We start from the raw sequence: 17,252 nt of genomic DNA on the forward strand, positions 1-17,252 counted from the left end.
ATCATCGAGCAGGTCGCCTTCGCTGATGGCGTCGATAAATGCCGAATGACAGCGCCTCCTCGGCTTTTACGCGCCGTGCGGAGACAGCAAGCTCCAAGGCGACCGGAACGCCTGTCAGCCGCGGCAAGCGCTGGGTGCCACCAGCGCCGGGAACCAGCCCAAGGCCGACTTCCGGCAACCCAAGGACCGCGTTACGGTCAGCGACGCGAACATCGCAGCCGAGCGCCAATTTAAAACCGCGCCTAGGGCCGCCCCGTGGATGGCGGCCGCAACGGGGATCTCGAGATTTTCGATCGCCTCAATTACAGCCGGGAGCTACGGCTCGGAGAGCGGTTCGCCGAACTCCTTTATGTCCGATCCGGACACAAAGGTTTTACCTGCCCCGATCAGCACCACGCCCTTAAGCGCCGTATCCAACGCGATAGCGGCGATCGCCGCGACCAGCCCCTTGCGCACGGCGTGAGAACCAGCATTCACAGGAGGGTTGTCGATGGTAACAATCGCCAACTCCTCAACTTTTCTCCAACTGATCACGCTAGATAGACCTCTTAGGCCTTTAGGTCTTCGGAGTTGATCGGCAATGTCCGGACACGCTTCCCTGTTGCTAGGAAGATCGCATTGGTGACGGCTGGAAACGCCGCCGAGGTTGCCGCTTCACCTATACCTCCTGGCGGCTCCGCGCTCGGGACGTTATACGTTTCAACGTGGGGTGCCTCGTCGATGCGGAGCGGCAGATAATTGTCGAAATTGCTTTGTTCGACGCGGCCATCCTTGAAGGTAATCGCGCCATACAGTGCGGCAGTGAGTCCGTAGAGCGCGCCGCCTTCCATCTGGGCCGCAATCGTGTCGGGATTTACCGTTAGTCCGCAGTCCACAGCTGTGACGATCCGTGTCACCTTGACGGCACCGTTCGGCGCGACAGTTGCTTCAGCAATGATCGCGAGATAGGAGCCGAATGCGAACTGCACAGCGACACCCCTGCCCTGCCTGGCTGATAATGGCCTACCCCATCCGGCCTTTTCTGCAGCCAGCTCCAAGACCTTCAGCGCACGCGGATTTTCCGTCAATAGCCGTTTGCGGTACTCGACGGGATCGATTTTCGCTGCAGCGGCAAGCTCATCCACGAAACTTTCGACCATGAACACGTTATGCGAGGGGCCAACACCGCGCCACCAACTCGTGAGAACACCAGGTGGCTCAACCTGGTTGAATTCAATTTGAATCGCGGGAAGCTTGTACGGTGGATGGGCTGCCCCTTCCACGCCATCGGGATCCACGCCGTTCTTCATTGCGGGTGGGAAGATCCGGGCAAAAATCGACGATCCGGAGACACGATGCGTCTAGGCGACCGGGTTTCCCTGGGCATCAATTCCGCGGCGGCCAAAGCCGCCGCCGACTATATGATTGTTGATTATGATCTTCTCGGGGGCGAGACCGGTGACGGCGGCGGCGGCCTCTTTGGCTGCGGAAAGGTTCTGAGTTCCGACCCAAAGTTCGCACGCATCCTTGGGCACGTGAACCGTGCAGTTCATCGGCTCCATTGCGGCGTGGGAAAGAAAAGGCAGTTGATAAACGGCGTCGATCCGCTGCGCGGCACTCGCCAGCGCCGCTATCACATCGCCTTCGCTACGTGCAATGGCGCCGGCTTTGCGGGATTCCTGATCCAGATGCTCGACGATATCGGAGCTGGAAACGTGTGCGTTCGGGCCGTCGTCCCACTCGATCGCCGCCGCCTCAAGCCCTTTGGCAGCTCCGGTGTGATCCGCCACGACCGCTACTGCGCTGTCGGTCTGCACGACCTGATGCACGCCCTTGATCGCCAGCGCAGCCTGCTCATTGACAGACTTCGGCTTGCCACCGAGAACCGGCGAAATGGCGATCGCCGCGATTTTGGTACCGGCAGGGGATGCGTCGATGCCATACTTGAGCGATCCGTCCACTTTGCCTGGTGTGTCCAGACGTTTCGCCGAGGTTCCCAGGAGTTTGAAGTCCTTCGGAGATTTGAGCGTTACGGTTTCCGGTGGAGGTACAGGCAGTGACGCAGCAATATCGACCAACTCACCATAAGCCCGCTTCCGTTTTCCACTCTCATCGATAACGAAGCCATCTTCGGCCCGACACGTTGCGGCGTCTACTTTCCACTCGTTTGCTGCGGCGTGAATGAGCATGATGCGGCCCCTCGCACCGGCGGTGCGCAAGGGTGTCCAGAACGCGCGTATTGAAGTGGAGCCGCCCGTCATTTGACGCCCGAGCATTGGATTAGCATAGAGTGCCTCTTTAAGCGGCGCATGTTCGAACTTTACATCATCAAGTGCGACTTCCAGCTCTTCAGCGAGCAGCATGGCTTGGGCGGTGTAGATTCCTTGACCCATTTCCACTTGCGGCATGACCAGAGTGACAAGCCCTCTCCGGTCGATGCGAACGAATGCGTTGGGAGCGAAGCCCGCGCCTGCCGCAACAGAAAAGTCTGGGCCAAGAGCCAGATTGACGACGAGACCACCGCCAACGACAATGCTTGCCTTCAGGAAGAGGCGGCGGTTCAATTGCGGGCCGTGAGTACAGTTCGACATGATCTGCTTTTCCTTTACGCGCTTGCACGCTTAATGGCGGCCCGAACGCGCTGATAGGTACCGCAGCGACAGACGTTGCCCGACATTGCATTGTTTATCTCGTCGTCGGTGGGTTTTGGCATTTCGTTCAGCAACGCGGCGGCTGACATCAGCGGGGCACTGCGGAACTCAGTTGAGGCCCTTCACGATCTCTGCGGCCGCATCGAGGAGTGGCTTTTGCACGGACAAAAGCAAATGGGCACGTGTACTTGGCACAAGAACGCCAAGGCTTGCTTCGCAACGCCCGCTCCTTTCGAGAAGGGGCGCGGCGATCCCGTGAACGCCCATCTGCAGTTCGTCATGAGAAATGGACCAGCCATCGGCCTTCGTCGTTTCGATCCGCGCCAGGGCCGCAACCAGGTCGTCGGTTTTTTTCAGGATGCGAGTGATCGCCTTTTCGCCCTGGAACGCCAGGATAGACCAGCCGCTGGCTCCTTTGTAGAGCGGGTGGCGCGAACCGGGACTGTGTTCGACGCGGACCAGATGCCGCTGGCCGACCGCCTGGTCGATGACGACGGCCTCCCAATTGTCCAGCCCGTGCAGAACGACAGTCTCGCCTATTTCCGCCGCCAGCCTCTGCATGACGGGTTTGGCGACGCTGCGCAGATCCGTGCCGGTCTGTCGTGCAAGACGGAAGACGGCAGGCCCGACGATATAGCCCTCGTCACTTCGGCGGACATAAGCGCGTTGCGCCAGCGTCACGAGCAGACGATGGGCCACCGTGCGGTTGATGGCGCACATTCGCGCCACGTCGGACGCGCTGACGGGCCCTTGCCCCGCTACCGTTTCGAGAACGGTCAGCATCTGGTCTCCCGTCGATGAGATTTCCGCCAATTTCAACTCCTGTGAAGGTCAAGCCGCACATTCCGCTGCTTAGGTCATACCGGTTTCTGGCCGGAGGTGGCCAAAAGCCTACTACTCCGACACTGATTTTGTAGCAAGCCGATCATTGACGAATATCGCACGATATGATCTAAATACGAACATAAATGTTCATATAACGGAATAGAAAATGAAACTCGTTAGTTACGATGAAAATGACACCCCACGCTTTGGCGCCCTCTGTGGCGATCATGTGATCGACCTTGCCCGCAGCAGTGAACTTTACGCCGCAGGCGACGGGGCGATCGAGCTCATCCCTTCGCGCATCGAGGCGTTCTTCGAGAAGCCGGATGTTTTCTCTGAATCGGCGCGTGCAGTAATTGCTCGTTTCGAAGCGGACCATGTTGCGAACGATACGATCTCGAAGCTGCGTTCGGACGTGAAGTTGCTGCCGCCGATCGCCCGCCCGCCCAAGATCATCTGCATAGCACGAAATTACGCTGAGCACGCCAAGGAAGCCGGCCTCGACATCTCGCCGATTCCGATTATCTTCGCGCGCTTCGCCAACACCTTCGTCGCTGACGGCGGCCCGGTCATCGTGCCGTCCGTCTCCAGCCATCTCGATTGGGAAGGTGAGCTGGCCATCATCATCGGCAAAAATACCAATGGTCGCCGCCTGAAAAAGGAAGAGGCCATGGACTACGTCTTCGGCTACTCCATTTTCAACGACGTGACCGTGCGCGACTATCAGTTCCGGGTTACCCAATACACGGCGGGCAAGAACTTCCGCGCCTCCGGACCTTTCGGCCCGATTATCGTCACGGCCGACGAGATTGCGGATCCGCACAAGCTGGACATCCGCACGACGCTGAACGGCGAAGTGATGCAATTCGCCAACACCGAAACGATGATCTACGACATTCCGACGATCCTCGAGCACATCTCGGACTTCATCGATCTGGAAGCCGGCGACGTGATCCCGACGGGGACACCTGCCGGTGTCGGTTTCAAACGCAAACCACCGATTTTTTTGAAGCATGGAGACCGGATCACTGTTGAAATCCCCGGTATCGGTACATTGTCGAATCCTGTTATCGATGAAGGAACTGCGTAGTGGGACAGGACGTCTTTGAACGGGGCCTCGACATTCGCAAGGCTGTGCTGGGCGCGTCCTATGTCGAGAAATCGCTAAGCGCGGCCGATGACTTCAACCTCGACTTCCAGAATCTCGTCACGGAATATTGCTGGGGCGCCGGCTGGGGGCGCACTGCGCTCAGTCTGCGCGACAAAAGCCTGCTGAACCTGGTCATGCTCGGGACACTCAACCGAAGCACGGAGTTCAAGCTGCACCTGAAAGGCGCGTTGACGAACGGCTGCAGCCGGGATGAAATCAAGGACGCACTGATCCAGCTTGCCATCTATGCCGGCATACCGGCCGGTGTGGAGGCATTTCGTCTCGCACGCGAAGTCTTTGCCGAAATCGAGGCCGCCGGTTGATCGTCTGACGCCGAACACCGGAAGGCAGACGGATTCCAGCAGCTCAACCCAAAGGGAACCACCTATGCAAATGCATAAAGCCAGAGTTCATCCTACGGAAGCCCGGTTGTCCGCGTGGCCCGCCGTGGGCCTGAGGTCGCACTGATGGCGCTTGCAACGGCGAACCAGATCGTCCGCTTTAGCGGGGTCTCCAAAAACTATGGAATCTACAAGGCCATCGACGGGATCGATCTCGATATTGTTCCGGGGGAGTTCATCACGTTTCTTGGCCCGTCGGGATCGGGCAAGACCACGACGCTGATGATGCTGGCCGGGTTCGAAACGCCGAGCGAAGGCACAATCGAGATGGATGGCCGCCGTATCGAGGGGTTGCCGGCTCATAAGCGCAACATTGGCGTCGTCTTCCAGAATTATGCGCTCTTCCCTCACATGTCGGTGCGTGAAAACCTGGCATTTCCGCTCAGTGTACGCCGGGTAGACGCCACAGAAATTCGAAGCAGGGTGGACGCCGCGCTGGCCATGGTGCATCTGGGGGGGTTGGGCGACCGAAAGCCGGTGCAGCTTTCCGGTGGACAGCAACAGCGCGTGGCACTTGCCCGCGCCATCATCTTCAAGCCGCGCCTGATCGTTCTTGACGAACCGCTCGGCGCGCTCGACAAAAATCTACGCGAGCACTTGCAGGCGGAACTAAAGACGCTCCACCGCGACCTCGGCACGACCATGGTTTTCGTCACCCACGATCAATCCGAGGCCCTGACGCTCTCCGATCGTGTCGCCGTATTCAACAAGGGGCGGATCGAGCAGATCGACACACCGCAAGCTCTCTATGAACGGCCTGCGACACCGTTCGTCGCCTCCTTCATCGGCGAAAACAACATGCTGTCGGGCCGCATTGAAGCCAAGGACGGCGATGAGGTTGCTATCCGCTTTTCAGGCGGAGGCCTGTTGCGGGCTCGCTCCCAGACTTCGTGCAGGTCCGGCGACGAAATCATCATCAGCGTCCGACCAGAAAACATTCGCCGTGCCTCAGCGGATGCCGGCCAGCACCTCTCCGCCGCCGTCATAGACATCGTCTATCTTGGCGACCAGAGGCGCATTCTTGTCGAGGCCGACGGCATCGGCCGGCTGGTCTTCAAGACGAGTGCTAGCGACGAAAAACCGATCGCGCAAGGAGAGCGGATCGACATCGAACTCTCGGCCGACGCCTGCCGGGTCCTGCCGAAGCAATAGGCATGGCGACAACCGGTACCGGTGCCGTGCGATCTCAAGTGTGAAAATGAACCAGAAAACAAGGGGAATGCCGCCGTGAAAAAATATTTCATCTGGCCTCACTGGTGGCCGCACTTGCCATACCTGGGATGGTGGTCGCGCGTGACCTGGGCGGCGCAGTAGATGTGGGCCCCTAGTACATCCAGAGCCCGGGGCTTCCATGCGCCAAAGATCCTCCTTATCCGGAGCTGTCTTGCGGCCATTCCCTTGCAACAAAAGCAGCCGATGCCATGAGCGAGACGACGACGACTGGGATTTCCATCAAGGCTGCAGGCCTCCTTCTCGTCCTGCCGCTTGTTCTGTTTTTGCTGGCAGTGTTTTTCGTGCCGCTGGCCGGGATGTTACGGCTGTCGGTGGAGGACAGAGACCTGTCCAGCGTCATGCCTTTGACAGCGGAGGCGATAAAGCAATGGGACGGAAACGGCCTTCCGGCACCGGCTGCCTACGATGCGGTTGCATTGGATTTGATGGTCGCCAAGAAGACACGCACCGCAGGGGTCGTCGCAAGGCGGCTCAACTACGATACTCCCTCGCTACGGACCGTTATCACAGCGACAGCGCGTGGCCTGCCGGAAACAGCCGGCACGGGAGCCGACTGGGCGACCGAACTTCACGTCATCGACCCGGCTTGGGGCAGGCCCGAGATTTGGCAGGCAATTGCCCGGGCACGGGGACCCTGGAGTGATTTCTACCTGCTCTCTGCCTTCGACTTGCGCCGTGACCCCGCTGGTCGAATCCACGCGGCGCGCGATGAAGGCCGCCTCTATGTCGATGTCTTGGTTCGCACTTTTACCATTGCCTTGACCGTCACGGTCATCTGCATCGTCCTTGCCCTCCCTGCCGCACTTCTATTGATGTCGACCGGTGCCGGCGTGTCCAGTTTGCTGATGATCGTCCTGCTGCTGCCCCTGTGGACCTCCGTTCTGGTGCGCTCTGCCGCCTGGATGGTGATTCTGCAGAAAAATGGGCTCATCAACACGCTGCTCATCAACATCGGCCTGATCGGACAGCCGCTGGAGCTGATCTACAATCGGACGGGTGTGTTGATCGCGCTCACCCATATTCTCCTGCCCTATGCCGTCCTGCCGATCCTCGGCGCGATGCGCAACGTTCCCAAAAATCAGACGCTGGCGGCGAACTCGCTTGGCGCCGGCCCAATCAGAACCTTCTTCTCCGTCTACTTGCCTCAAATTCTCCCGGGCATTTCCGCCGGTGGACTTCTCGTCTTCATTCTTTCGCTCGGCTACTATATCACCCCCTTGCTTCTCGGCGGTGCGGGCGATCAGTTGCTGCCCTACTACATCGCGTTCAACACCACCCAGACCGTCAACTGGGGCCTGGCTGCCGCGCTCGGCTCGGTGCTGCTGGCAGCGACTTTCCTGCTCTATGCGGCCTATATCCGGCTGGTCGGCGTCCAGCGCATCGGATTGGGATAGGAACCCGTCATGACCGACAGCACATATTGGTGGAAACTGGCGGGCAAGGCATTTGGCTTCATCGTCTTGCTTTTCCTGATCGCACCGATCATCGCGATCATCCCGCTTTCCTTCAACACGTCGAGCATTCTCGCCTATCCGTTGGAAGGCTTCTCGCTCAAATGGTACGCCAAGTTCTTCGGCGACCCGCGTTGGTGGATCGCCATCAAAAACAGCCTGATCGTCGGGATCGCTACCGTCTGCATCGCCACGCCGCTCGGCACGCTGGCAGCGCTCGGGCTGTCCGTCTCCAGCTTTCGCGGCAAATCTTTCCTCATCGCGAGCATCATGTCACCGATGGTCGTTCCGACCGTGATTACCGCCGTCGGCATCTATTTCCTCTTCGCGCGGCTTGGCCTCGCCAACAGCCTGAGTGGACTGGTGCTCGCCCATACAGCCCTTGCCGTGCCTTTTGTCGTGATCACCGTCAGCGCCGCGCTGAGCCAGCTTGACCGGGTCTTGTTGCGGGCATCCGCCAGCCTTGGCGCCGACGGGTTGACGACATTCCGGCGCGTGACCATGCCATTGATCATGCCCGGTATCGTTTCGGGCGCAATCTTCGCCTTCACCACGTCCTTTGACGAGGTGGTGGTGGCGATCCTGCTCACCGGCCCTGAACAGCGCACTCTGCCACGCGCGCTGCTAAGCGGCACGCGCGAGAACCTCGACCCGACGGTCATGGCCGTGGCAACGCTGCTGATTACACTTTCGGTCATCCTGCTTCTGGTTTTCACTGCCCTTCAGCAGCGTGGCAACAGGCTGGTCGACAAAGACGAATAGGTTCTCTGGCCACAGATCTTTTGTTAGCGGCATAAGGGGTGCTGGCGGAAAACTGTCAACCTTCCAGTGCCATGGACGCTGCGGCGTCTCGCAACCTGCCTTCCAGCCCGCCGTTTCTAAAGAAGTTCGGGCGAAGGCGACGGAGAGGAGGTCGACAAATTGTCGGGGGCTCGTAACGGCATCGATCACGGTATGATCGCGATAGGCGAACACGAGGACCAGAGAACCGACCTTCAATGTCGGTCAGGTGCGATGGACCGTAGCCGTTGACCAGGTAAGGTCCATTGAGGCGCCCTCACCGTTGGGTTCCGCCTCGGGTTGGAAGAAATCGGCGTTGCCGCCGATGAAGAACAGGCCGTAGCGGTCACGTCGCCGAAACGCGAGCATCGAGCCCAGCACGATCGTGCAATCGCCGCCGAGTACTCCCCGGAAACTGGCCGGAAATCGGATGAGAGTAGCATTGCTGAGAAGCGCGCGTCACAATCCACTGGCTCTTTTTCGCTCCGCGGCCAGCATCATCTCGATGAATCGTTGCACCTTTGCCGGCCGGAAGCGTGCTGCCGGGAATACCGCATGGATCCCACCGGGCGGCAGTGTCCATTCAGGCACCAACCGCACCAGCCGTCCGGTGGCAATGTCATCTCCCAGCATGTAGTCCGGAAACACGGATACGCCGGCGCCGGCAAGAACGCAGGCGTAGGCGGTAGGGGTCTTGTCGGTCCGAATTGCGGACCGCGCTTCAATGATCTCGGTCTCATAACCAGTGCGCGAAAACATCCAGCGGAGAGGATGACGTAGAACCGCATTCTCGATCCAAGGCAGGAGCCCCACGTCAACTGGCGTCGAGCATTGAGGGAAGGTCAACGCGAGCGCGGGCGCGGCGACGAGATATTGTTCGAAAGTCCCGAGACGCCGTGCCTGGTTGCTGGTATCCGTCAACCAGCCGACCCGGATGGCAAGGTCGAACTGGCCGCTCACGAGATCGATGATATCGTCGTCGAACACAATGTCGACGCACATCTGCGGAAACTGCTTGAGATAGGCGGCGATCACCGGCGCTACCATGGTTGAACCGTAGTCAAGCGGCGCCGTCAGCGTCAGGGTTCCTGAAGGCTCGTTGGTGAGATGCGACATCTCTCCATAAGCTGCCTCCGCCTCCCGGAGAATGAGGGCGCAACGATCATAAAAGCGCCGCCCTTCTTCTGTGGTGTGCAGCCGGCGCGTCGTCCGCGCCAGGAGCGTCACCCCTAGCTCCTGTTCTAGTTTTCCGACCTGATGGCTAATGACGGCCTTGGCCACGCCAAGCCGCTCGGCGGCGGCGGTAAAGGAGCCACTTTCGACGACAGACGTAAAAAAAACCAACCGATTGAGGTTGAGAAGATCGCTCATTCATTTGTCTTATCAGATCAGACAGTCTGTACGATTGGCCGACATTTATCTCCTTTGCAAGCCCTGACAATGTGTATCCGTTCCAATCAAGGAGTGCCGGATGGCGCAGACCGGTTCTATCATCTATCTCTTCGATCCATTGTGCGGCTGGTGCTACGGCGCGGCTCCCGTGCTCGAACGTCTTCGTATTGACGGCTTCCGTGTCGAAGCCTTGGCGACCGGTCTGTTTTCGGGATACGGTGCACGACCGATGGATGCGGCTTTCGCTGCCTATGCCTGGACCAATGATCAACGGATCCACCGACTCAGCGGCCAACCGTTTTCGGCGGAGTATCGTGCAAATGTGCTGAACCGGCCAAATTCGCTGCTCGACTCAAGTGCCGCCACACTGGCCATCACCGCGGCTGGACTGGACGATGCGAATTTGCGTTTCGACGCGCTGAAGATCATCCAGCATGCCCGCTATGTGGATGGGCTCGACGTCACGAGCCCCGCCGTTCTCATCGAACTCCTCGATCAGGCAGACATGACATCGACGGCGGACCTACTGCGGGAGCCCTCCGAGGCTGTCTTCGAGGCCAACCGGGCGCTTGTCGGCAAGGCGCAGCACCTGTTCCGGCAGGCGCGTGCGGACGGCGTTCCCGTGCTGGTTGTCGAATCCGGAGCCGGGCCGCATCTCCTGAATTCGAGCGCGCTCTTCGGCAGTTACGGCAACCTGATGCCTCATCTCGAAGCAGCTTGAAATTTCTCCCAACCGAGGAAAATCCATGATCACAAGACGCGCCACCCTCAAGCTCTCCATCGCAGCCGCAACGTTCGCCTCTGCCCGGTTCGCCCGCGCCGCGGCGAGGCCGATCGAATGGACTTCTTTCCAGGCAGATGAGGCAGGCTTTCGCCGCGCACCCGTGCTGCTGACCGGCGCCAAGGAAGCCATCCTCATAGACGGCGGCTTTACGCTCTTGGATGGTCGCATACTCGCCGACGCCATCCGCAAGACCGGCAAGACCCTGACTACCATTTATGTAACCTGCAACGACCCGGACTATTATTTCGGCCTCCGTCCCGTCGTCGAGGCTTTCCCGGACGCAAAAGTCATCGCCAAGCCGGCGACCGTCGACGCGATCAAGGGCAATGTCGAGGGTAAGCTCGCAGTCTGGGGTCCGCAGTTGAAGGAGAACGGCCCGCAGGCGCTTGCCCATGTCGTCATCCCCACGGCCTCGGATGCAAGCTCGGTCGATCTCGAGGGCAACAGCATCGACATTATCGATGTACCTGACATGCATGACCGCCACTATCTCTGGGTGCCCGCACTCGAGGCCGTTTTCGGCGGCGTGCTTGTCTACTCAGGCATCCATGTCTGGGTTGCCGACGAGGCGACGCCGGAAAAGCGTGCCGCCTGGATCAAAGCGCTGGACGCCATTGCCGCACGTAACCCGAAAATCGTGCTTCCGGGCCATCAGGCCGAAGGCGCTCCTCAAGGGCTAGCGGCCGTCGAGTTCACCCGCGACTACCTCCGCGTATTTGATGAGGAAGCGGCCAAGGCCAAGGACAGCGCAGCGCTGATCGTCGCGATAACCAAGCGCTATCCGGACCTCAAGGATGCCGGCTCGTTGGAACTCGGCGCCAAGGTCGCAAAAGGCGAGATGAAATGGGGCTGAACGGTTCCACCAAAGTTAAACAAGAAAGGAATATTCGATGGCAATCATCGCTCTCATCGGCGCCTCCGGCAATGCCGGCTCGCGCATTCTAAAGGAACTCTCCGACCGCGGTCATACGGTGACGGCCATCGCCCGCAATCCCGAGAAAATCCCCGCACTTCCGGGCGTTACCGCGGTCAAGGGTGACGTTTTCGACAAGGCTTGCCTGGCAGAACTCATCAGCGGGCATGACGCCGTTATCAGCGCGGTCCATTTCACGGCAAGCGACCCTGAGATCTTGATCGACGCGGTGAGGAGTTCCGGCGTTAAACGCTACGTCGTCGTCGGCGGAGCCGGCAGCCTCGAAATCGCGCCGGGCATCCGGCTGGTCACGACGCCGAACTTTCCCGCCGCCTACAAGGCTGAAGCGTCGAAGGGCGCCGACTTCCTCGATCTCTTGAAGACGGTCGATGACCTCGATTGGACGTTTTTGTCGCCGTCCGCCATGTTCGTTCCCGGCGAGCGGACCGGCAAATTCCGCCTCGGCCGCGACCAACTCATCAACAATGAAAACGGTAGCAGCATTTCTTTCGAAGACTACGCGATCGCCCTCGTGGACGAAATCGAACGCCCCCAGCATGTGAAACAGCGCTTCACAGTCGGCTACTGACAGAGTGGTGTCGAGCAGGCGTGTCGCGTCGTCGTATCACTGACCAAACGAGATACATTCCGAGGCCGATCACCAATCTTGAAATATGAAGGCGTCCGCCAGGGAGCAAATGATGCTGATAATCATGGATCACTTGCTCCCTTATTGGCTGACGACCAAGACGATGCCTTCTTGCGAATGCCGCGACGAACACGGACCGCGTGCATAGCCTACATTGCGGCCTTGGAGCCGCTTGCAGAGCAGTGCCAAAAGATTCGACTGTGAGAAAACAGATGACTGACAAGACCTTTCCCGCCCTCGGCCATGTCTACAAAGCTGACTACGGCGACCTCGTTTTTCGCGTCGCCTTCGCCTCCGAGGGCAATTCACTTCGCTGGGCGCCGTTCGCCGCCACGGATTTCAACGCCGAAGCGAAGAGTGAAACCTACCGCGCCACGTTTATTCGCACTGGCGTGTTCATGGTGACGTGGAAAGAGGCCGACGGCATCACCGTAACTCATGTCGAAGACTTCGAGAATTCGGTCGTGCATGCCGCAATCACATTGGCCGATCGCAAGTTCTTGACTCTGAAAGGACATTGGACCCGATTGGCCGAATAAACTGAAATAAGAAGACGCTGCTCGGCCACTTCCATCCAATGCGGGATTCGCCTGGTAGCTACCTGGGCAACGAGGCTATCGACGCCCGGGATGCGGCGGCCAAGCACTGACTCGCGGGACCGCGATTTGGTCTCGATCGAGCTGGGCCGACTAGCGGTCTGGGCGCGAAATGGAACTCCAGGCCCTTGCGCCCGCGCCTGACATCTACTGAGGCCTTCTTGAGCGCGGCGGGCGAGTTGGCCGCCAGCTTGAGTCAGAAAAAGCTCCCTCCTTGCTCTCCGCCGACGAGTAGTTTTTCGCTGGTGCGGCTTCCACGTTCACTCAACGTGCAGTGTCTCGGAGGTGCCAGGCTCTTTGCCGTAACCATCGACTTGTACGAACATTGAGCCTGGTCAGCATCCCGCGAGGGCAATGTTTTAGTCGAGCCCGTGGCTGTCGCTCATGAACGTTGCGAAGCTTACCTCTGCCATCCGAGAACCCCACCAGCGATCAAAAGGATCCGCTGGCATTGCAATTGCGTCGCCGCGACCGTCGTCTACCCGGAAGGACGAGTTTGTCGTAGAACGCTGAGGCAGAAGTCCCGGAGCCTATCACCTCTGCGCGAAGACCTGAGATTCCGGGAGCGTGCCATCATCACCTTGTAGCGGACATTCAGTCTGGCGATGGGCTTGACCACAAGTGGCTTGCCCTCGTAGCTCAGATGGGTCGGCGGGTGATGCAAGAGGATCGCGTAGCCTAGCCCGTGGCCGACCATCGCACGCACGAGTTCGATGCTTCTGGCCCTCATTTGATATTTCGCCGTGGTGCCGAGCTGCCGGAGAATCTGCTGTGTATTGCTTAGCGCGGGCTCGACGTCGAACAGGACGTTGGTTTCATCCTCCAGATCCTTGAGTTCGACCTCGTCCTTATCCGCCAGCTTGTGATCCGCCGGTAGGACCACCCGCGGCTGCACCCAGTAGAGTTCGTCGCAGATCATGTCGGGTGTGGTGCTGTAGTCGTAGAGAATCGCGAGATCGCACTCACCGAGATGAAGACGTTCGGCAATCGCCTCTCCAGAGTCCTGGAAGAGGTCCAGTACGGCGCTGGGATGCTGACTCTGGAAGGCGGAAACGAGTCTGGGTAACAGAAAGGGCGCCAGCGTCATGTAGCAGCCGATCACCATCCGTCCCGAAAGACCCACCTGTCTATCCTTGACGGCCGTCTGCAGGTCCTCGGCAGACGACAAGGTTGCTCGGGCATAGGCAAGAAGGTCGCGGCCCTCCACCGTCAGCACAACGCCATGTGCCCGGCGCCTAACGAAAAGCTGAACGGAGAGCTGATTCTCCAGTTCGCCGATCGCTTCCGTCAGCGCGCCTTGCGAGATGTTGAGCCGATCGGCCGCCGCCGATATCGTGCGCTGCTCGGCTACGGCGAGGAAATAGCCAAGTTGCCGGAGGGTGAAACGCGGTATCGTCACGCGACCATTCCCTGGATTCTCCGATAAATTTGGTTGGAGATATCTGTTTTACAATTCATCTGCAACACGCAAGACTTGATGCATGGCTTTGAGAGGAGACCGCCGCGCGGGAGGTTTGCGCGCCATCTTGAGGAGATAAAATGAATATCCATCCCACAATTGCATCATCGGGCCAGACGCTCGGCGAACAGGTCCGGCTGACTGACCTGCACGTCGACCCATATCCGACATACCAACGCCTGCGTGCGGAGGAGCCGATTAGCTTCGTTCCAGCAGCCAACCGCTATTTGGTCACGCGGTACGAGGACATCGTCTATCTCGAACGCAATCCGGAGATCTTCAGCGCAGACGAGGCGAAATCATTGATGAAACGGGTGATGGGCCATAGCATGCTGCGCAAGGACGGCGTGGCCCATAAGCGCGAGCGGATGGCCGCGGAACCCGCCCTTCGGCCCGGCGTCGTGAAGAACCACTGGGTGCCGGTGTTCAAGGCTATTGTCAACGACCTCATCGACGACATTGTCGCCGACGGCCAGGGTGATCTTTTCCATTCCTTCGCCGCACCCTGCGCCTCGCGCTGTCTCGGCGCTCTGCTTGGGCTGCCCAACGTGCCTTGGCAGGATCTCGCCATGTGGTCCCAGGCCATGATGGACGGCACCGGAAATTATGCGGACGACCCGGAAGTCTGGCGCCGCTCGGAAGCAGCTTCGGCCGGCGTCGATGCTGCGCTTGCCGAAATGATACCACGTTTAAAAGAGAAGCCCGACAACAGCATCATCTCTGCGATGCTGCACGCGGTCGATCCGCTGACCCCGGAAGAGATTGCTCCCAACGTCAAGGTCATCATCGGCGGCGGCCTCAACGAACCACGCGACGCGATCCTCACTGGTGCCATCGGACTGCTCGAGAATCCGGAGCAACGCGCCGATGTCGAAGCTGATCCGACGCTCTGGCGATCAGTCTTCGAGGAGGCCGTTCGTTGGGTGTCACCGATCGGCATGTATCCGCGCCAGACGACTTGCAAGACCGAGATCGCCGGAGTCACGCTCCCTCAGGGAGCCCGCCTCGGTGTCGTGCTCGCTTCGGGCAACCGCGACGAATCCGTGTTCGACCACGCCGAACGGTTCGATATCAATCGCGAGAAAAGACCCCATATCGCATTTGGTGGCGGACCGCATTTCTGTCTCGGCACCTGGGCCGCGCGCGTTCAGGTCGGCGAAGTCGCGCTGCCGACGCTGTTTTCCCGTCTCAGGAATCTTCGGCTCAACGGCACGCCGCAATGGGCAGGCTGGGTTTTCCGCGGGCCGGTTCACCTGCCCGTCGCCTGGGACGACTGAGACCGGATAAAGGACATCGCCATGACTATCTTCACCTACCGTCTTCCTGACGGGTCAGAACGCATTGTCGATGCGAAAAAAGGCCTTAATGCCATGCAGGCGGCCATCCTCAATCAGGTGCCTGGCATCATCGGAGAGTGCGGCGGTTCGGCGATGTGCGCCACATGCCACGTCTATGTGGAGGAGGGCGCCGACACCCTGCCTCCCGTCAGCGACATCGAAAGCGACATGCTGGATTGTACTGCGAGCGACCGTGACAGCTGCTCGCGCCTGAGCTGTCAGATCGTCGCGGACGACGGCGATCAGACCGTCGTGCTTCGGCTTCCCGACCGGCAAGTTTGAGCCACGCCCGCTTCCGTCGTTGACACATCGGTAGAAAATGAACATGTTAAGTAAATGAAGCGAATGCTAGCCCCGCGGGGGAGATACTGGTGCTAGGCATTTCGCGAATTAAAAACGGGGCTACCGGCCTCACAATCCATGGACGCATTTCGGGAGGATTTTCATGCGTTTTTCGTGTTTCACCCATCGTGCCGGCGTGCTGGCATTCACGCTCCTTACTGCCACGGCCGCGTCGGCTGAAATCAAGATCGGGGCTATTCTATCGCTGACCGGACCAGCTGCCTCACTCGGTATTCCTGAGAAGAACACACTCGACATCCTGCCGAAGAAGATCGGCGACGAGGATGTCAGCTACATCATCCTCGATGATGCCAGCGATCCCTCGGCGGCGGTTCGCGCTGCCAAAAAGCTGATGGACGAGGGCAAGGTCGACATCATCCTCGGGCCTTCGATCACCCCGACGTCGCTTGCTGTCATCGAAGCGGTTGCCGTCAACCAGACGGCCATGATCTCCGCTGCGGGCTCAGCCGTGATCGCGAGCCCGGTCGAAGGCAACAAGAAATGGGCCTTTAAGATCACGCCGGAAGAGCCGACGATGGCCGCCTATGTATTCAAGCAGATCGAGAACGACAACGGCAAGAAGATCGCCTTTATCGGCTTCAACGACGCATTCGGCGACAGTTTCATCGGCGCTTTTAAGAAGGTCGCGGTAAAGAGGGGCCTGGAAGTGGTCGCCGACGAGCGCTTCAATTCGAAGGACACGAGCGTCACCGCGCAGGCGCTTGCCGTTCTGAGCGCGGCTCCCGATGCCGTCATCATCGGCGCGTCCGGCACTCCGGGCGTTGCACCCATACTCGAGCTACGCAATGTCGGCTTTGACGGCCCGATCTACATGAACCAGGGAATGGCTAATCCCGACGTGCTGCGCGTCGGCAAGGCTGGGCTCGAAGGCGTGATGTTTGCCGTTCCGCCTGCCCTCATCGCCGAACAACTGCCCGCAGACAATCCGATTAAGGCAGAGGCGCTGAAATACGTGACCGCCTACGAAGGCAAGTACGGTCCCGAGAGCCGATCGCTCTTCGGCGCGACGATCTGGGACGCGTTCCTGATTACCGCCAATGCCGTACCGTTTGCGCTGGAAAAGGCCAGACCCGGCACGCCTGAATTCCGCACGGCGCTGCGCGACGCTATCGAGGAAACCAAGGAGTTAGTCGGCTCACAGGGAGTGTTCAACCTGTCGAAGACGAACCACAATGGCACCGATCTCAGGGCCGAGACGCTTGTGCGGATCAAGAACGGCAAATGGGTTTATATCCCCCTCAAAGCCGAGTGAACCGAAATGGGGTGAGTTCGCCCCCTTTCACCTGTTC

19 protein-coding genes and 2 pseudogenes are annotated in these 17,252 nt (G+C 59.4%); 12 read left to right on the forward strand and 9 right to left on the reverse strand.

The window, feature by feature from the left end; translation table 11 throughout:
* Position 1: 1 nt before the first annotated feature.
* The 6 genes and pseudogenes from ACSQ3G_RS29930 to ACSQ3G_RS29955 form a co-directional block, all read right to left on the reverse strand.
* Positions 2–229 carry an enoyl-CoA hydratase/isomerase family protein gene (locus ACSQ3G_RS29930; RefSeq protein ID WP_436112893.1) on the reverse strand — a complete coding sequence of 76 codons (228 nt, stop codon included), beginning with the start codon at positions 227–229 and terminating at the stop codon, positions 2–4.
* 86 nt (positions 230–315) lie between these two features.
* Positions 316–507 carry an enoyl-CoA hydratase-related protein gene (locus ACSQ3G_RS29935; protein ID WP_436112894.1) on the reverse strand — a complete coding sequence of 64 codons (192 nt, stop codon included), beginning with the start codon at positions 505–507 and terminating at the stop codon, positions 316–318.
* A gap of 41 nt (positions 508–548) precedes the next feature.
* The gene (locus ACSQ3G_RS29940) at positions 549–1,289 is read right to left on the reverse strand and encodes a molybdopterin cofactor-binding domain-containing protein (RefSeq protein ID WP_436112895.1); all 741 of its coding nucleotides are present in this window, start codon (positions 1,287–1,289) and stop codon (positions 549–551) included.
* Between the two features lie 51 nt (positions 1,290–1,340).
* On the reverse strand, positions 1,341–2,570 hold the full coding sequence (locus tag ACSQ3G_RS29945) for a molybdopterin cofactor-binding domain-containing protein (protein ID WP_436112896.1): 1,230 nt from the start codon (positions 2,568–2,570) through the stop codon (positions 1,341–1,343).
* 14 nt (positions 2,571–2,584) lie between these two features.
* A pseudogene (locus tag ACSQ3G_RS29950) lies at positions 2,585–2,734 on the reverse strand (2Fe-2S iron-sulfur cluster-binding protein); the annotation flags it as partial.
* 4 nt (positions 2,735–2,738) lie between these two features.
* Positions 2,739–3,443, reverse strand: coding sequence for an IclR family transcriptional regulator (locus tag ACSQ3G_RS29955; RefSeq protein ID WP_436112897.1), 705 nt, complete (start codon positions 3,441–3,443; stop codon positions 2,739–2,741).
* 178 nt (positions 3,444–3,621) lie between these two features.
* Between ACSQ3G_RS29955 and ACSQ3G_RS29960 the strand changes: the two genes are divergently transcribed.
* From ACSQ3G_RS29960 to ACSQ3G_RS29980, 5 genes are all read left to right on the forward strand, one after another.
* Complete coding sequence (locus tag ACSQ3G_RS29960; protein WP_436112898.1) at positions 3,622–4,545, forward strand: fumarylacetoacetate hydrolase family protein; 924 nt, start codon at positions 3,622–3,624, stop codon at positions 4,543–4,545.
* The gene (locus ACSQ3G_RS29965) at positions 4,545–4,928 is read left to right on the forward strand and encodes a carboxymuconolactone decarboxylase family protein (RefSeq protein WP_436112899.1); all 384 of its coding nucleotides are present in this window, start codon (positions 4,545–4,547) and stop codon (positions 4,926–4,928) included. Before ACSQ3G_RS29960 ends, ACSQ3G_RS29965 begins: the two co-directional genes overlap by 1 nt.
* Positions 4,929–5,072: 144 nt before the next feature.
* Complete coding sequence (locus tag ACSQ3G_RS29970; protein ID WP_436112900.1) at positions 5,073–6,158, forward strand: ABC transporter ATP-binding protein; 1,086 nt, start codon at positions 5,073–5,075, stop codon at positions 6,156–6,158.
* A gap of 269 nt (positions 6,159–6,427) precedes the next feature.
* Positions 6,428–7,633: an ABC transporter permease gene (locus ACSQ3G_RS29975; protein WP_436112901.1), complete on the forward strand. Its 1,206-nt coding sequence runs from the start codon at positions 6,428–6,430 to the stop codon at positions 7,631–7,633.
* 9 nt (positions 7,634–7,642) lie between these two features.
* Positions 7,643–8,452 carry an ABC transporter permease gene (locus ACSQ3G_RS29980; protein WP_436112902.1) on the forward strand — a complete coding sequence of 270 codons (810 nt, stop codon included), beginning with the start codon at positions 7,643–7,645 and terminating at the stop codon, positions 8,450–8,452.
* A 184-nt stretch (positions 8,453–8,636) separates the two neighbouring features.
* Here ACSQ3G_RS29980 and ACSQ3G_RS29985 read toward each other — a convergent pair.
* Positions 8,637–8,884: pseudogene (locus ACSQ3G_RS29985) on the reverse strand (arginase family protein); the annotation flags it as partial.
* Between the two features lie 45 nt (positions 8,885–8,929).
* Positions 8,930–9,841 carry a LysR family transcriptional regulator gene (locus tag ACSQ3G_RS29990; RefSeq protein ID WP_436112903.1) on the reverse strand — a complete coding sequence of 304 codons (912 nt, stop codon included), beginning with the start codon at positions 9,839–9,841 and terminating at the stop codon, positions 8,930–8,932.
* 100 nt (positions 9,842–9,941) lie between these two features.
* On the opposite strand from ACSQ3G_RS29990, the gene ACSQ3G_RS29995 reads away from it, so the two are divergent.
* The 4 genes from ACSQ3G_RS29995 to ACSQ3G_RS30010 all read left to right on the forward strand — a co-directional run bounded on the left by ACSQ3G_RS29995 (position 9,942) and on the right by ACSQ3G_RS30010 (position 12,747).
* On the forward strand, positions 9,942–10,583 hold the full coding sequence (locus ACSQ3G_RS29995; protein ID WP_436112904.1) for a DsbA family protein: 642 nt from the start codon (positions 9,942–9,944) through the stop codon (positions 10,581–10,583).
* A 25-nt stretch (positions 10,584–10,608) separates the two neighbouring features.
* Entirely contained in the window at positions 10,609–11,499 is an 891-nt protein-coding gene (locus ACSQ3G_RS30000; protein ID WP_436112905.1) for an MBL fold metallo-hydrolase, read from the forward strand.
* A gap of 37 nt (positions 11,500–11,536) precedes the next feature.
* Positions 11,537–12,148, forward strand: a complete 612-nt coding sequence (locus ACSQ3G_RS30005) for an NAD(P)-dependent oxidoreductase (protein ID WP_436112906.1) — start codon at positions 11,537–11,539, stop codon at positions 12,146–12,148.
* A gap of 272 nt (positions 12,149–12,420) precedes the next feature.
* Positions 12,421–12,747 (forward strand): MoaF-related domain-containing protein, encoded by a 327-nt coding sequence (locus ACSQ3G_RS30010; RefSeq protein ID WP_436112907.1) that lies wholly within the window; start codon positions 12,421–12,423, stop codon positions 12,745–12,747.
* 535 nt (positions 12,748–13,282) lie between these two features.
* Here the strand turns inward: ACSQ3G_RS30010 and ACSQ3G_RS30015 are convergent.
* Positions 13,283–14,203 (reverse strand): LysR family transcriptional regulator, encoded by a 921-nt coding sequence (locus tag ACSQ3G_RS30015; RefSeq protein ID WP_436112908.1) that lies wholly within the window; start codon positions 14,201–14,203, stop codon positions 13,283–13,285.
* Positions 14,204–14,343: 140 nt separating this feature from the next.
* Here ACSQ3G_RS30015 and ACSQ3G_RS30020 point away from each other — a divergent pair, with 140 nt between their 5' ends.
* The 3 genes from ACSQ3G_RS30020 (at position 14,344) to ACSQ3G_RS30030 (ending at position 17,215) form a co-directional block, all read left to right on the forward strand.
* Positions 14,344–15,540, forward strand: coding sequence for a cytochrome P450 (locus ACSQ3G_RS30020; RefSeq protein ID WP_436112909.1), 1,197 nt, complete (start codon positions 14,344–14,346; stop codon positions 15,538–15,540).
* A gap of 21 nt (positions 15,541–15,561) precedes the next feature.
* Positions 15,562–15,882 (forward strand): 2Fe-2S iron-sulfur cluster-binding protein, encoded by a 321-nt coding sequence (locus ACSQ3G_RS30025; protein ID WP_436112910.1) that lies wholly within the window; start codon positions 15,562–15,564, stop codon positions 15,880–15,882.
* 163 nt (positions 15,883–16,045) lie between these two features.
* Positions 16,046–17,215, forward strand: coding sequence for an ABC transporter substrate-binding protein (locus ACSQ3G_RS30030; protein WP_436112911.1), 1,170 nt, complete (start codon positions 16,046–16,048; stop codon positions 17,213–17,215).
* Positions 17,216–17,252: the final 37 nt, after the last annotated feature.

This window comes from Neorhizobium tomejilense (assembly GCF_964254135.1).
Lineage (GTDB): Bacteria > Pseudomonadota > Alphaproteobacteria > Rhizobiales > Rhizobiaceae > Neorhizobium > Neorhizobium tomejilense.

What these genes read in the sequence shown, in the direction of transcription:
- ACSQ3G_RS30000 (WP_436112905.1), top strand. Translation starts at nt 10,609, where the DNA reads ATGATCACAAGACGCGCCACCCTCAAGCTCTCCATCGCAGCCGCAACG.
- ACSQ3G_RS29995 (WP_436112904.1), top strand. Translation starts at nt 9,942, where the DNA reads ATGGCGCAGACCGGTTCTATCATCTATCTCTTCGATCCATTGTGCGGC.
- ACSQ3G_RS29975 (WP_436112901.1), top strand. Translation starts at nt 6,428, where the DNA reads ATGAGCGAGACGACGACGACTGGGATTTCCATCAAGGCTGCAGGCCTC.
- ACSQ3G_RS29990 (WP_436112903.1), bottom strand. Translation starts at nt 9,841, where the DNA reads ATGAGCGATCTTCTCAACCTCAATCGGTTGGTTTTTTTTACGTCTGTC.
- ACSQ3G_RS29980 (WP_436112902.1), top strand. Translation starts at nt 7,643, where the DNA reads ATGACCGACAGCACATATTGGTGGAAACTGGCGGGCAAGGCATTTGGC.
- ACSQ3G_RS30030 (WP_436112911.1), top strand. Translation starts at nt 16,046, where the DNA reads ATGCGTTTTTCGTGTTTCACCCATCGTGCCGGCGTGCTGGCATTCACG.
- ACSQ3G_RS29945 (WP_436112896.1), bottom strand. Translation starts at nt 2,570, where the DNA reads ATGTCGAACTGTACTCACGGCCCGCAATTGAACCGCCGCCTCTTCCTG.
- ACSQ3G_RS30005 (WP_436112906.1), top strand. Translation starts at nt 11,537, where the DNA reads ATGGCAATCATCGCTCTCATCGGCGCCTCCGGCAATGCCGGCTCGCGC.
- ACSQ3G_RS30020 (WP_436112909.1), top strand. Translation starts at nt 14,344, where the DNA reads ATGAATATCCATCCCACAATTGCATCATCGGGCCAGACGCTCGGCGAA.
- ACSQ3G_RS30010 (WP_436112907.1), top strand. Translation starts at nt 12,421, where the DNA reads ATGACTGACAAGACCTTTCCCGCCCTCGGCCATGTCTACAAAGCTGAC.
- ACSQ3G_RS29970 (WP_436112900.1), top strand. Translation starts at nt 5,073, where the DNA reads ATGGCGCTTGCAACGGCGAACCAGATCGTCCGCTTTAGCGGGGTCTCC.
- ACSQ3G_RS29960 (WP_436112898.1), top strand. Translation starts at nt 3,622, where the DNA reads ATGAAACTCGTTAGTTACGATGAAAATGACACCCCACGCTTTGGCGCC.
- ACSQ3G_RS29940 (WP_436112895.1), bottom strand. Translation starts at nt 1,289, where the DNA reads ATGAAGAACGGCGTGGATCCCGATGGCGTGGAAGGGGCAGCCCATCCA.
- ACSQ3G_RS30025 (WP_436112910.1), top strand. Translation starts at nt 15,562, where the DNA reads ATGACTATCTTCACCTACCGTCTTCCTGACGGGTCAGAACGCATTGTC.